General features: G+C 63.2%; 13 protein-coding genes. 7 read left to right on the top strand and 6 right to left on the bottom strand.

Features of this window, described 5'->3' with window-relative positions; translation table 11 throughout:
- Positions 1-3 precede the first annotated feature (3 nt).
- Positions 4-729, bottom strand: coding sequence for an alpha/beta fold hydrolase (locus ABX74_RS05725; RefSeq protein ID WP_047888400.1), 726 nt, complete (start codon positions 727-729; stop codon positions 4-6).
- Positions 730-867: 138 nt separating this feature from the next.
- Between ABX74_RS05725 and ABX74_RS05720 the strand changes: the two genes are divergently transcribed.
- Positions 868-1242, top strand: coding sequence for an OB-fold nucleic acid binding domain-containing protein (locus ABX74_RS05720; protein WP_003942613.1), 375 nt, complete (start codon positions 868-870; stop codon positions 1240-1242).
- A gap of 52 nt (positions 1243-1294) precedes the next feature.
- Positions 1295-2008 (top strand): DUF3159 domain-containing protein, encoded by a 714-nt coding sequence (locus ABX74_RS05715; protein ID WP_019748252.1) that lies wholly within the window; start codon positions 1295-1297, stop codon positions 2006-2008.
- Here the strand turns inward: ABX74_RS05715 and ABX74_RS05710 are convergent.
- From ABX74_RS05710 to ABX74_RS05700, 3 genes are all read right to left on the bottom strand, one after another.
- Entirely contained in the window at positions 2001-2294 is a 294-nt protein-coding gene (locus ABX74_RS05710; protein WP_047888399.1) for a GNAT family N-acetyltransferase, read from the bottom strand. The genes ABX74_RS05715 and ABX74_RS05710 overlap by 8 nt on opposite strands.
- A gap of 33 nt (positions 2295-2327) precedes the next feature.
- On the bottom strand, positions 2328-2990 hold the full coding sequence (locus ABX74_RS05705; protein ID WP_003942632.1) for a potassium channel family protein: 663 nt from the start codon (positions 2988-2990) through the stop codon (positions 2328-2330).
- 86 nt (positions 2991-3076) lie between these two features.
- Positions 3077-3742, bottom strand: a complete 666-nt coding sequence (locus tag ABX74_RS05700) for a potassium channel family protein (protein ID WP_019748254.1) — start codon at positions 3740-3742, stop codon at positions 3077-3079.
- Between the two features lie 171 nt (positions 3743-3913).
- Here ABX74_RS05700 and ABX74_RS05695 point away from each other — a divergent pair, with 171 nt between their 5' ends.
- The 4 genes from ABX74_RS05695 to ABX74_RS05680 all read left to right on the top strand — a co-directional run bounded on the left by ABX74_RS05695 (position 3914) and on the right by ABX74_RS05680 (position 9520).
- A complete protein-coding gene (locus ABX74_RS05695; protein ID WP_007732857.1) occupies positions 3914-5908 on the top strand; it encodes an APC family permease in 1995 nt (664 codons plus the stop codon).
- A gap of 48 nt (positions 5909-5956) precedes the next feature.
- Entirely contained in the window at positions 5957-7225 is a 1269-nt protein-coding gene (locus ABX74_RS05690; RefSeq protein ID WP_047888398.1) for a class I SAM-dependent RNA methyltransferase, read from the top strand.
- Positions 7226-7379: 154 nt separating this feature from the next.
- Positions 7380-7868 carry a MarR family winged helix-turn-helix transcriptional regulator gene (locus ABX74_RS05685; RefSeq protein WP_003942624.1) on the top strand — a complete coding sequence of 163 codons (489 nt, stop codon included), beginning with the start codon at positions 7380-7382 and terminating at the stop codon, positions 7866-7868.
- A 5-nt stretch (positions 7869-7873) separates the two neighbouring features.
- A complete protein-coding gene (locus tag ABX74_RS05680) occupies positions 7874-9520 on the top strand; it encodes an MDR family MFS transporter (RefSeq protein WP_019748256.1) in 1647 nt (548 codons plus the stop codon).
- A gap of 50 nt (positions 9521-9570) precedes the next feature.
- Here the strand turns inward: ABX74_RS05680 and ABX74_RS05675 are convergent, their stop codons facing one another.
- Together ABX74_RS05675 and glsA are read right to left on the bottom strand one after the other, a co-directional pair.
- Positions 9571-10236, bottom strand: a complete 666-nt coding sequence (locus tag ABX74_RS05675; protein ID WP_019748257.1) for an SIMPL domain-containing protein — start codon at positions 10234-10236, stop codon at positions 9571-9573.
- 9 nt (positions 10237-10245) lie between these two features.
- Positions 10246-12072, bottom strand: a complete 1827-nt coding sequence (glsA, locus tag ABX74_RS05670; protein ID WP_047888397.1) for a glutaminase A — start codon at positions 12070-12072, stop codon at positions 10246-10248.
- 252 nt (positions 12073-12324) lie between these two features.
- On the opposite strand from glsA, the gene dxs reads away from it, so the two are divergent.
- Positions 12325-14271, top strand: coding sequence for a 1-deoxy-D-xylulose-5-phosphate synthase (gene dxs, locus ABX74_RS05665; protein WP_019748259.1), 1947 nt, complete (start codon positions 12325-12327; stop codon positions 14269-14271).
- The last annotated feature ends 19 nt before the right edge of the window (positions 14272-14290 follow it).

Here is a 14290-nt window from a genome sequence, read left to right as displayed (position 1 = left end):
CTTTCAGGCGCTCGCGGTGGTATCGGATTCGATCGCCGCGAGCGCTTTGATGCAGGTGGCCCCGAGAACCGCGGGGTCGCGCCCGATCATGTCGAGCGTCGTCGTGGCGACTGCGCCGCGGGGGAGTGCATTCGCCCAGGCCTGCGCCACTGCCGCGGGATGAACCGGATCGTCCACCGCCGAAGCGATGCCGACCGGAATGCCCACCGCCTGTAACGCGCTCTCGCTGAGCGAGTGGTACGACGCCGCCTCGTCGAGCGCGGCCGGGAGATCGGGCCATTGAGAGCGCCAGGAGCGCTCGAGTTCGGCTCCGAGCCACGTCGGACTCGACGCGAGCATCGCTGCGATCACCGCCTCCAACCCTTCGGAGTGCAGTTGTGCTGCGGTGAACCTCGCGCTCGCTGCAGCGGGTGCGTCGTCCGCCGACCCGATCCAGGCCGGAAGTGCTGCCAACACACTCACGGTTCGATCGGGGTTGTCGGCGGCCCACTGGAGCGCCACGGCGGCCCCGATCGAGACGCCTCCGACGATGATTCGGCCGTGCGTGTCCGCGGCTCGGTCCATCGCGTCCAGATAGCCGTCCACGACACGCCGAGGGTCCGGTTCAATTGCGACGATGCGCACACCCAGAGCCGCTAGCGGCGTCCGGAATGCGCGATCTGCGAAGTGGGCGTCAGAGCCTGTACCTGGGAGAACGACGGCAACGGTCGCCGATTCTGAGTTCTGCATCTTTTGATCTTGCCCGGTGCCCCCGAGACGCGGACTGACCGGTGTGGTTACACGCTCGTAATGGGTCTACAGTGGCGATCACACAGCCCTTCACGTGACGCGAAACCCTTGCGTCACACATGTTCGCAGGAGCGCGCAATGGCACCCGCCGCCGCAGGATATTTTCGTCGACTGACCCAGCGTCTGACCGAGGACGTCGACCAGTTGGACGCCCAGGAGATGGCCGAGTCCAACAAGGCTTCCGGAGGTCAGAAGGCCTGCGATTGTCGTCGCGGTGAAGAAGTCACGATGGTGGGCCGACTCCGTAGCGTCGACGCGTGTCCCAAGTCGGGAAATGCCAGCATCGAGGCTGAGTTCTTCGACGGCACCGAGGTGATCAATCTCGTCTGGATCGGGCGTCGTCGGATCCCGGGAATCGAGACCGGTAAGACCCTGCTGATCCGCGGTCGTGTGGGCGAGCGTGACGGTCGCAAGGCGATCTTCAACCCCTACTACGAACTGCGCGGCGAATAGGCGCGTTTCCCGCATTTACCGTGCAACTCGGTGACTGTGGCACCCTCGACAGGTGACTGAAACACAACAGCGATCGGTAATCGACCAACTCGGCGGGCTGAGTGGTCTGATCTATTCGTCTTTGCCGATTCTGATTTTTGTCCCGGTCAACAGCATCTGGAACCTTACCGCGGCAATCTGGGCCGCATTGGGCGTCGCTGTCGCTATCGCGGCCTGGCGCCTTTTCCGCAAGGATTCCCTCCAACCCGCAATTTCCGGGTTTCTCGGAGTCGGAGTTTCCGCGTTCATCGCCTATCGCACCGGCGATGCCAAAGGATATTTCCTCTTCGGTATCTACACGAGCCTCGCCTACGGTGCGGTCTTCCTGATTTCCATCCTCGTGCGCTGGCCCCTCGTCGGAATCATCTGGGGTTATCTCAACGGGCACGGCAATCTGTGGCGCAAGCACAGCTCCGCCGTCCGGCTCTACGACATCGCGACGGCGGCGTGGGCGCTGGTCTTCGGTGCACGGTATCTCGTTCAGTCACAGCTCTACGACACCGACCACACCGGATGGCTCGCAGTCGCGCGTATCGGCATGGGTTGGCCATTGACCGGTTTGGTGCTGCTCGTGACGGTCTGGGCTGTGCGGAAGGCCGATCGCATCGTCGAGCCGGAACCGGTTGTGGAGCCCGAAAGCAGCGAGCCCACCGCAACGGACGCAGGGTCCGAAGAGGTGGGCTCGGTGAATCTGACGAAGCCGCGCGAAGACCGCGATCTCAGCTGATCAGGTCCTGGTACTCGGGGTGCTTGTCGAGAAACTTCACGACGTACGGGCAGACCGGGTGAACCTTGAGACCACGGGCGCGTAGGTCGTCCAGAGCCTGGCGGACCAGAATCGCGGCCAGCCCGAAACCTTCGAAGGCCGGGTAGATCTCGGTGTGGTTGAACGAGACGACGTCACCGGACGTGGTGTAGTCCTCGATGCCGGCGGGGTCGCCGTCTGCATGGATCTCGTACCGGCTCTGGGCTGGATTGTCGGTGACTACGGTGTTTTCGGGTGCTTGTGCCATGTGATTCCCTTTCGTCGTCAGTGTGTTCGTCGGTCAATTCTCCAGGCGGAGTGCAACGCGCAACTGATCCTCGGCGTCGACGGCCGCGACGAACAGGAGTTCGTCTCCACCTTCGATGGGATCGTCCATCTGCGGGACGATCACACGCCCACCCCGCAGAATGGTGACCAGTGCGCAGTCCCGCGGAAGTTCGAGCTTCTTGACGGCTTTTCCGGCAAGAGGTGTGTTGTCGGGCAACGTGATCTCGACGAGATTGGCCTGCCCCTGCCGCAGTGTCATCAGTTTGACCAGGTCACCGACGGAGACGGCTTCTTCGACGAGCGAAGCGAGCATCCGCGGTGTCGAGACGGCGACGTCGACGCCCCACGACTCGTCGAAGAGCCATTCGTTGCGGGGATCATTGACGCGGGCGACAACTCGGCGAACGCCGAACTCGGTTTTCGCGAGCAGACTGAGGACCAGGTTGGCCTTGTCGTCTCCGGTTGCGGCGATCACGACCTCGTAGGACTCCATCGACGCGTCCTCGAGGCGGCTGAGTTCGCACGCGTCCGCGTGTACCCACTTCGCCTCGGGCACCGACTCCGGTTCGATGTGATCGAGTTTGCGCTCGATCAGCATGACGTCGTGTGAGCTTCGAATCAGCTCTCGCGCAATGGAGCGGCCTACGGCGCCGGCTCCGGCGATGGCGACCTTCATCGAGAACTTCCAATCACGTTGTAGTGCAACACAGTCGCAGGCTTGTTGTGAGGGGCGGCGTTCGGATCAGTCATCTGCGGCCTCCGTCAGTCGTCACTCGGCGGCGGGTTGCCGGCCAGTGCGATCGCTTCGGCGACAGTTCCCGATACCGCGGCGATGTAGACCTGGTCGTCGGCCTGGATGACGGTCTTGCGATCGGGGAGCACGCCGGTTCCGAATCGGATGATGAAGGCGACTCTCGAACTGGTCGCGCTCTCGAGTAGTGCGATCGGCTTGCCGGCCCAATCCTCGTGCAGGGCAAGTTCGGTAATCGCAACAGTGCCCGAAGGATCGCGCCACTTCGCGGTCTGACTTTCCTTGGTCAGCGTGTGAAGGAAGCGATCCGTCGACCACGGCACGGTCGCGACGGTGGGGATGCCGAGGCGCTCGTAAACAGCGGCACGCTTGGCGTCGTAAATACGCGCGACGACGCGTTCGACGCCGAAAGTCTCGCGTGCGACTCGCGCTGCGATGATGTTGGAGTTGTCTCCCGATGACACCGCAGCGAAGGCGTCGGCCCGCTCGATGCCCGCCCGGACCAGCACGTCACGGTCGAACCCCATTCCCAGAACCTTGGTTCCCGGGAAGTCGAGATCGAGACGCAGAAACGCACTCTGATCGCGGTCGATGACGGCGACCTCATGTCCGATCCTGGTCAGAGACGCGGCGAGGGAAGAACCCACTCGACCGCACCCCATGATGACGACATACACGCCCTACTCCGTTCATGGACCCTCATGGCGCGATTGCACGCCGAATCGAACGGTACAGCCCCTCACGGGAAGAGCAAGTACAACGGTCGCCTGCGTGCCGGGTGTCACGACAAAAGGTGAAGTTGGGGCTCTGATGACTCCGAATCGGGCGAGACGGCTTACGCTTTGCACGTGTCTAAGCTCTCGACCGCTACCAAGCGGCTCCTGCTCGGTCGGCCGTTCCGAAGCGACAAACTCGGGCACACGCTGCTACCCAAGCGAATTGCACTACCGGTCTTCGCGTCCGACGCGATGTCGTCCGTCGCGTATGCCCCCGAAGAAATCTTCCTGGTTCTCTCCGTCGCGGGTATTTCCGCGTATGCGTACACGCCCTGGATCGGATTGTCCGTCGCCATCGTCATGGCTGTGGTGGTGGCGAGCTACCGCCAGAACGTCCATGCATACCCGTCCGGTGGCGGCGACTACGAGGTCGCGACGGTCAACCTGGGCCCGACCGCCGGTCTGACCGTCGGTAGTGCGCTGATGGTCGACTACGTGCTGACGGTCGCCGTGTCGATCTCGTCGGCGGCGTCGAACATCGGCTCGGCTCTGCCGTTCGTCGCACAGCACAAGGTGTTGTTCGCGGTTGCGGCGATCGTGTTGCTGACCGCGGTCAACCTTCGCGGTATCCGTGAATCGGGGACCGCGTTCGCTATTCCGACCTATGCATTCATCGTCGGCATGTTCCTGATGCTCGGGTGGGGGTTCTTCCGGATCTACGTTCTCGGCGAGGACGTGCACGCGGAATCGTCGTCGTTCACGCTCAACGCCGAGGATTCGCATCTGTACGGAATTGCCTTCGCGTTCCTGATCGCGCGCGCCTTCTCCTCGGGCTGTGCTGCCTTGACCGGCGTCGAGGCCATCAGTAACGGCGTACCGGCGTTCCAGAAGCCGAAATCGCGCAACGCGGCCACGACCTTGCTGCTGCTCGGGTCGATCGCCATCGTCCTGTTGATGGGCATCATCATCCTGGCTCAGAAGATCGGCATCGTCTACGCACACAATCCGCAGGAACAGCTGGTCGGTGCGCCGGAGGGTTACCACCAGAAGACCTTGATCGCGCAGATCGCCGAAGCCGTGTTCAGTGGTTTCCCGATCGGATTCTTCTTCATGGCGATCGTCACGGCACTGATCTTGGTTCTGGCCGCGAACACCGCGTTCAACGGATTCCCGGTACTCGGATCGATCCTGGCGCAGGACCGGTACCTACCGCGTCAGCTGCACACGCGCGGCGACCGACTGGCATTCAGCAACGGAATCCTCTTCCTCTCCGGTGCTGCGATCGCATTCGTCGTGGTGTTCGGCGCCGAGGTCACCAAGCTCATCCAGCTGTACATCGTCGGCGTCTTCGTCTCGTTCGTGCTCAGCCAGACGGGCATGATCAAGCACTGGACTCGGCATCTGAAGTCCGAGACCGACAAGGCACAGCGGGCCCGGATGCAGCGCTCGCGAGTGATCAATTCGATCGGTCTCGCAATGACCGCCACCGTCCTGATCATCGTTCTGATCACCAAGTTCGCTGCCGGCGCCTGGATCGCCATCGTCGCGATGGTCGCGATCTTCATCGTGATGAAGATGATCCGCAAGCACTACGACAGCGTCGCAGCCGAGCTCGAGGAGCAGGAGTGGGACGGCGTACTGCCCAGCCGCACGCACTCGATCGTGCTCGTCTCGAAGTTGCACATGCCGACCATGCGAGCTCTCGCCTACGCGCGAGCCACGCGACCGGACACTCTCGAAGCCATCACGGTCAACGTCGACGAGCCCGACACCCGTGCACTCGTGCGTGAGTGGGAGAAGAGCGACGTGACGGTTCCGCTCAAGGTGATCGAGTCGCCGTACCGCGAAATCACCAAGCCGGTTCTCGATTACGTCAAGCGTGTACGACGCGATGCTCCGCGTGATGTCGTCACCGTCTTCATTCCCGAGTACGTCGTCGGACACTGGTGGGAGCAGATCCTGCACAATCAGAGCGCGCTTCGTCTGAAGAGTCGTCTGCTCTTCCAGCCCGGCGTGATGGTGACCAGCGTTCCGTGGCAGCTGAGTTCGTCGGCAAAGGCGAAGCCGCTGGACATCGAGAAGACCGCAGGCGCCACGCGTCGCGGTTACGACACCGGCGAGAAATGATCACCGGCGAAAAATGATCGGCAACATCGAAATGGCAGGCGTAGTTCGTTGAGTGAGAATTGGACCGGGCAGACCTTCGAGGTCGATCTGGGCAACCCCGGTCACGGCGGGTTCGTCGTCGCCCGGCACGAGGGACGGGTCGTGTTCGTCCGTCACGGTTTGCCGGGGGAGCGGGCGCTGGTCCGGGTGACGGAGGACAAGGGCGGATCGTTCTGCCGCGCCGACGCGATCACAGTTCTCGACGCATCTCCGCATCGCATCGATCCGACATGCCCGATCTCCGGCCCGGGCGGGGCGGGCTGCTGCGACTACTCGCATGCGGATCTGAGTGTCCAACGTGAGATGAAGACCTCGGTCGTGCGTGAGCAGCTTCTGCGACTCGCTAGTGTCGAATCGGACGTCGCGGTAGAGGAACTACCTGGAACCGGAGACGGAACGGGTTGGCGCACGCGAGTCCGGTTGGCGGTGGACGGGCACGGGGTCGCGGGATACCACGCGTACCGGAGCAACCGGATCGTCACGGACCTGCGCTGCACCCAGATCGATCAGAGCGCGTACGACGGTCTCGGCGGTGCGCAATGGGCGCCAGGGAGCGAGCTGCAGGTCGTTCTCGACGCTGCCGGTCAGCGGCACGTCGTGGAAATTGCCGCACCCGCGGTGTCCAAGACGGGACGGCGGACTCCGGGGCGTCGCGGCGCGATGGCACGCCGAGCGGCGAGCGGCGGCCCGCGAAAGACCCGAGTGGCCATCGGATCGGACACAGTGATCGAGCGCGTCGGCAATCGAGAATGGGCGCTGGCCGCGACCGGTTTCTGGCAGGCACATCGCGGCGCTGCGAACGCGTACTCACAGGTGGTCGGGGAGTGGGCCGGAGCCGCTACCGCGGACACGGCGTGGGATCTCTACGGCGGAGTCGGGGTTTTCGCAGCCGTGCTCGCCGACCTTGTCGGGCCGTCCGGCGTGGTGGAGTCCGTCGAATCTTCGGCGCGCGCAGTCGCGGACGGGCGGGCAGCTCTGTCCGATCTCGGTCAGGTGCGCTTCCACAGCGCCCGCGTGGAGAACGTCATCGCGGATCTGGAGCGTTCGCCTGCCGTCGTCGTGCTCGACCCGCCACGTGCGGGAGCCGGCCGTCCGGTCGTGGAAGCTCTCGCCGCAACGGGCGCCGAACGGATCGTGCACATCGGGTGCGACCCGGCGTCGTTCGGCCGCGATATCGGTCTCTACCTGGAGCAGGGCTTCAGAATCGGCGGCCTCCGGGCGTTCGACGCCTTCCCTCAGACACACCACATGGAGTGCATCGCGCTCCTCGAACGCTGACGCGTCCCGAAATCTTTCCCTGAAACGGTGTGACGCTTCTCGCGTTCAGAACAGTTGCTTGCATTACGCAACTAATCGTATAGTTTCGTTCTGCAAGTAGTTTTCCGTTTTCAAGTCACGGCTCGTTCGGGCCACTCGAATTCAGGGGTAGGCAATGTCGGTACAGCCGGAGACGGCCCAAGCGCTCGTCGACACGATCTTCATGTTCGGCAGATCGCTGCGAGCCGCGGTCACCACCGGTGCAGACAGCCTGCTGCCGCCTGCGCTGGTCAGTGTGTTGTTCATGCTGGCGGCGCGTGGGGAGTGCCGACAGAACGAATTGGCCGTCGATCTATGTGTCAGTCAGTCGTCGCTCAGCCGGCAAATGTCGGATCTGGTCGACGCGGGGTATGTCGAGAGAAATCCCGATCCGGCTGACAAGCGGGCGTTCCGCATCCGAGTATCGGAAGAGGGACACGACGTTTTACGGAGAACCACGCAGCGGCGTGCGGCGCGTTTGCGCAACATGCTCGAAGACTGGAGCCAGGAAGAGGCCATGGCCGCAGTGACATCGCTGCAACGTCTCAATGAGACGTTCGGCGCATCGAATCGGCAGGCCTCACCGGCAGTTCCGCACACGGGCGTAGAAAGTATTGGGAGATAAGGCACATGGCAGCAACAGTAGGAGAAACCCGGGCAAGTACCGGAGGTGACGGATCGGCTCGCGAAGCGGGCGCGATGACTCACCGCGAAATTCTCGAAGCACTCACCGGACTCATCGCAGCGCTGTTCACCGCGCTGCTGAGTAGCACCATCGTTTCGACAGCGCTTCCCACGATCATCGGTGAACTGCACGGAACTCAGACGCAGTACGCGTGGATCATCACCACGGCACTGCTCGCCACCGCGGCATCGACGCCGATCTGGGGCAAACTGGCCGACCTCTACAACAAGAAGGTCCTGGTCCAGACCGCGATCGTCATCTTCGTGATCGGCTCGGTCATCGCCGGCGCGGCGCACAATGTTCCGTTGCTGCTCGGTGCACGTGTCATCCAGGGCATCGGCATGGGCGGCCTGACCGCTCTCGTCGTAGCCATCATCGGCACGATCATCCCGCCGCGAGATCGCGGTCGCTACTCCGGATACATGGGTGCGGCAATGGCCGTCTCGATGTCCGGTGGACCGATCCTCGGTGGCGTCCTCGTGGACACTGCCGGCTGGCGCTGGTGCTTCTACGTGTGTGTTCCGTTGGCAGTCATCGCACTGTTCCTGCTTCAGCGCACACTGCACGTCGAGACCGTGAAGAAGGACAACGTCTCCATCGACTGGATGGGCGCCACCTTGCTCACCGCCGGTGTCAGCGTCCTGCTGATCTGGGTTTCGTTTGCCGGTCAGGACGACTACTACGCCTGGTTCTCGAAGGAGTCGGCCTTCTTCGTCATCGGTGGTCTGGCCCTGCTCGGCCTGACGATGTTCGTCGAATCCAAGGTCAAGGATCCGATCCTGCCGATCAAGATCATCACCGAGCGCACAACTGCTCTCGCGATCATCGCCTCGATCGCAGTCGGTGTCGGCCTCTTCGGCGCGACGACCTTCCTGACGCAGTACTTCCAGACCGCACGCGGATTCGATCCCACCGAAGCCGGATTGCTCACCATTCCGATGGTCGCAGGCATGCTCGTCGCCTCCGTCGGCTCGGGACAGCTGATCACCAAGTTCGGTCAGTGGAAGCCCTTCATCGTCGCCGGCGCAGTTCTGCTGCTGGTCGGTTTCGGGCTGCTGTCGACGATCGACCACGCCACCAGCCTCTGGACCATCGGAATCTTCATCGCCATCGTCGGTCTGGGTACCGGCATGTTGATGCAGAACATCGTGCTCGCGGTGCAGAACACGGTCAGCGTCGAGAACATCGGTGCGGCCAGCAGTATCGTGGCGTTCTTCCGCACGTTCGGCGGCGCGATCGGCGTGTCGGTGCTCGGTTCGATTCTTGCGACCCGCGTCAAGACACTGACAGTCGATTCGGTCTCCACCTTGCCGCCCGAGCAGCAGGCAGTAGCTGGAAAGAGCCTCCAGGACGGCCTCGACCTGAGCAATATGCCTGACTTCGTCTCGCAGATCGTTCGGTTCGCCTACGGCGACGCAACAGGACGGATCTTCCTGGTCGCAGCCGTCGTCGCTGTGGTCACGCTCGTGTCGGTCATCTTCATCCCGAACCGTCCGCTGCGCACCACGATCGACATCGCGACTCCTGACGCCGAGCAGAAGTACGAAGAAGAGCGCGAAGAGAAGAACGAAGAGAAGAACCTCACTCGCTGATCCGCATGCCCGGCTGGTCTACCGCCGGCCGCGTCTTCTGAACAGTTCTGTCACGCCATAGCCCATCGAACGCGGACAGAGATCGATTCTTCGATCTCTCCGCGTTCGACGGCTATCGGGGCCGAATCCGCTTTCATCGCCGCGACACGTCCGCGCATCGGCACGATCTGGTCGAAGTCCTCGAGCACCTCGAGAACTTCGACCAGATCTTTGTCTGCCAGGTCTGCGAACTGTCTGGCTTTCGATTCGGCTGCCGTCCATGCCAATTCGCGTGCTTTTGTCGCCAGATCGCTGCGGTCGTCGAGGTCGAACTCGAGCCCGTCGAGCCGAATCGCGTCGCCGCCCACCGATACACACGCCGCGATGACGGCGGCGGGGGAGTTCGCCGCTTCCGGCTCCAGCTCTCGCAGTACGACTCGGAAAGTTGTCGATGCGGTGAATCCTGTTGTCTCCTGGCGGCCTCCGTCACTCCAGTGAGTCTGCGGATGGACGCTCAGCCCGGCGGTGGTGAGGTCCGCTCCGCGCACACCGCGCGCGTGCAGGGTCTCGGTCAGAGCAGTGGACAGACGCGCGACGGCGTCGAATGCGTCGGAAACGGCCGTCTGTGTCACCGATACTCCGATCGTCAGCCGCACGATGTCGGGAACAGCTGTTGCAGTGGCAGTTCCGGTCACCGTGACAGTGGACGGTTCCGAGGTGAGGGCGGTGGTCGGCATGTGTACTTCCTATCCGATTCGTCCGGCGGATATGACACTCCGCAACATCAGGTCCAATTGCTCGTAGGCTCCCGCAGCCAGTCGTTCGAGCAGCGCAAGTTTCAACTCGGGTGCCTGCGCGGTCAGTTCTGCATATCGCTCCGGAGTCAGCACGGCCACGGTGACCGTGGAATCGGCGCGGATGTCGTTGAGGAACGGAGTGTCGAGGAACATCGTCATCTCGCCGAACGTCATTCCGGCGGAGAGCGTCGTGATGCGGTGCTCGACCCCGTGTGCGTCGGTGAACATGGTGCTGACCTGGCCACTGAGAATCAGGTAGAAGCCAGACGCCGATTCACCTCGGCGGGCGATCTTCTCGCCGCGGGCATAGGTACGAGTCTCCAACTCTGCCGAGAATCCCTCGATCTGTGCCGCTGACAGAGCATCGAGAACTGGGTGGTCCTCGATCGAGATCGTCGACGCCTGCCGTTCGGCCTCACAATGCACCGCAAGCAACGTGTCTTCGCACCACTGCATGGCGGAATCGAGATCCGCAAAAACCCGACCACTTCTTCTGGCGGGGTCGATGCTCGAACTTCGTTGTCCCAGCAGTCCTTGCGGATCGACGACGGCTACCGCACAAGCCTGCTCGGCCAGTTGAACCTGCAGCGCGGTGATCATGCGTACTGCGACGTCGCTGGCGTCGTCGACACGGCGGACGTCGATGACGACAACTTCGAGGCCCTCGTCCACCGAGCCGATTTCGCGGACCGCCGATTCGGCACCGGTGAAGAGGAGATCGCCGTGCAGTTCGTAGACCCGGCTGCGCTTGCCGACGTCGTCGAGCACAGCTTGTTCGGTCGGGGTGCGTCGTACTCGCGACGGTGCTTCGATGACGCTGTATCTGGCCCGGATCGACGAGCGTGACGCCCGCGTCACGTGGAGGAAGTGCAGTTCGAGTTCCTTCGACAGTGCACGGGCAGACGCAACTCCGCGAACGCTGTTTCCGTGAACGTCGAGCCGGGGGGAGTACACCGCGATGCCGATCTGGCCAGGCAGAACCGCCAGGACTCCGCCGCCGACGCCGCTCTTGGCCGGCAATCCGACCTCTACCAGCCACTTGCCGGCGCCGTCGTACATTCCGCACGTAGCCATGACGCTGAGGACCTGTTCGACGCCCGCGGGGGCCAGCGCGCGCTCGTGGGTGAGCGGATTGACACCGTTGTTCGCCATCGTCGCAGCCATCAGACTCAGGTCGCGGCAGGTCACGTCGATCGAGCATTGACGGAAATACAGGTCGACGGCCTCGTCGGGATTGCCGGTGATGACGTCGAAGGATCGCAGCATGTGTCCGATCGCGCGGTTGCGGTGACCGGTGCGCGCCTCGGAGGTGTAGACCGACTCGTTGAATGCCAGTTCGCGGCCCGCGTACCTCGAGTACGCCGAGCGGATGCGCTCGAAGCGGGCCTCGGGATTCGGGCCGGCGACCAGTGATGCAGCGGTGATCGCCCCGGCATTGATCATGGGGTTTCGTGGCCGTTCGGTGAGCGGGTCGAGGCTGATTTCGTTGAACGGCTCGCCGGATGGTTCGACGTCGATTTTCGCGGCAACCGCTTCGCTTCCCCGATCGGCGAGAGCCAAGGCGTAGGTGAAGGGTTTCGAGATCGACTGAATGGTGAACGGGATTCGCGAGTCGCCGATCTCGTAGACGTAACCGTCGACGGTGGCGATGCAGATTCCGAACGAATCGGGGGCGACCGCCGCGAGTTCGGGGATGTAGTCGGCCAACTCGCCCTCGTCGAGTGATCGGACTTCGTCGAACACTCGCGTTATCAGGTCGTCGACCACAGTTCCCATATGTCGACCTTAAGCCGACATGGCGGTCGTTTTGTGGAACAAGAGTTGTCGAGTCGATTGCGACGGATCCCATTTGTCTGTGATTGCGATCACGAGCGATCCGTGGGATTTCGCTGTTACGCGAAGTCACACCGGATTCGGGCCGAGTCCGCGTGTCGGTTCGCCGGAACGCTCCGTAGACTGGCAGCACTGTCGCGAAGACAGCCGCGGCGCGCACCGGTGCAGCTGTGAAGCACGGAGGGAGCGATCTCGTTGGGTGTTCTTGCCCGCATTCAGGGTCCTGACGATCTACGTCAGTTGAGCCACGCCGAGATGACGGAGTTGGCCGACGAGATTCGTGAGTTCCTCGTGCTGAAGGTCGCTGCGACCGGTGGTCACCTCGGGCCCAACTTGGGCGTCGTGGAGTTGACCCTCGCACTGCACCGAATTTTCGACTCGCCGCAGGACGCGATCATCTTCGACACGGGCCATCAGGCCTACGTGCACAAGATCCTCACCGGTCGTCAGGATCAGTTCGACACTCTGCGTAAGCAGGGCGGACTGTCCGGGTATCCGTGCCGCGCCGAGAGCGAACACGACTGGGTCGAGTCCTCTCACGCTTCCGCCGCGTTGTCCTATGCCGACGGCCTCGCGAAGGCCTTCGCGCTCACGGGCCAGAATCGCCACGTTGTCGCCGTCGTCGGTGACGGCGCCCTGACCGGCGGAATGTGTTGGGAAGCCCTCAACAACATCGCAGCCGGAAAAGACCGTTCGGTGGTGATCGTCGTCAACGACAACGGCCGCTCGTACGCGCCGACCATCGGCGGCCTCGCCGACCATCTTTCGGCACTGCGCACCGCGCCGAGTTACGAGCGCGCCCTCGACAGTGGCCGACGCATGGTCAAGAGACTGCCCTGGGTGGGGCGCACCGCGTACTCCGTCCTGCACGGAATGAAGGCGGGTCTCAAGGACGCTGTCAGCCCTCAGGTCATGTTCACCGATCTGGGTATCAAGTACCTCGGACCGGTCGACGGTCACGACGAAGCCGCCATGGAATCGGCGTTGCGCCGGGCGAAGGCCTACGGCGGACCGGTCATCGTTCATGCCGTCACTCGTAAGGGCAACGGTTACGCACACGCCGAGAACGACGTGGCCGACCAGATGCATGCCACCGGCGTCATCGATCCCGTCACCGGTCGCGGCACCAAGTCGTCCGCGCCGGACTGGACGTCGGTCTTCTCGGCCGCATTGATCGAGCAGGCTTCGCGTCGTGAGGACATCGTCGCCATCACCGCGGCGATGGCCGGGCCCACCGGCCTCGCGGCCTTCGGGGAGAAGTTCCCCGATCGGATTTTCGACGTCGGTATCGCCGAGCAGCATGCGATGACCTCGGCCGCCGGTCTTGCACTTGGCGGACTTCACCCCGTCGTTGCTATCTACTCGACCTTCCTCAATCGGGCTTTCGACCAGTTGTTGATGGACGTCGCACTGCTCAAACAACCGGTGACAGTCGTGCTCGACCGCGCCGGGGTCACCGGAGTCGACGGCGCCAGCCACAACGGCGTCTGGGATCTTTCGCTGCTCGGAATCATCCCGGGGATTCGCGTCGCGGCACCGCGTGATGCAGACACACTGCGGGAAGAACTGGACGAGGCGCTTCTCGTCGACGACGGCCCAACGGTCGTACGGTTCCCGAAGGGTGCTGTACCCGAAGCGATTCCGGCAGTGAAGCGACTCGACGGAATGGTCGACGTTCTCAAGGCCAGCGAGGGTGAGCGCGGCGACGTGCTCCTCGTCGCGGTGGGCCCGTTTGCATCCTTGGCACTCGAGATTGCCGAGCGGCTCGACAAGCAGGGCATCTCGGTTGCCGTCGTTGATCCGCGATGGGTTCTGCCGGTCGCGGATTCGCTGGTGAAGATGGCGGACAAGTACGCCCTTGTGGTCACCATCGAAGACGGCGGTCTGCACGGCGGCATCGGTTCGACGGTCTCGGCCGCAATGCGTGCCGCCGGAGTGCACACGTCGTGCCGCGACATGGGCGTTCCCCAGCAGTTCCTCGATCACGCCAGCCGCGAAGCCATCCACAAGGAACTCGGACTCACGGCTCAGGACCTCTCCCGCAAGATCACCGGCTGGGTGGCGGGGATGGGCAGCGTCGGCGTCCACGTCCAGGAAGACGCGTCCTCGGCTTCGGCTCAGGGCGAAGTCGCGCAAGGCTGACGGCTCGTCTCACGATAAT

It is taken from the genome of Rhodococcus sp. ARP2 (assembly GCF_001029585.1).
GTDB classification, from domain to species: domain Bacteria; phylum Actinomycetota; class Actinomycetes; order Mycobacteriales; family Mycobacteriaceae; genus Rhodococcus_F; species Rhodococcus_F erythropolis.
Note: the sequence above shows the minus strand (reverse complement) of the source record. Positions and strands in the feature narration are given on the sequence as shown.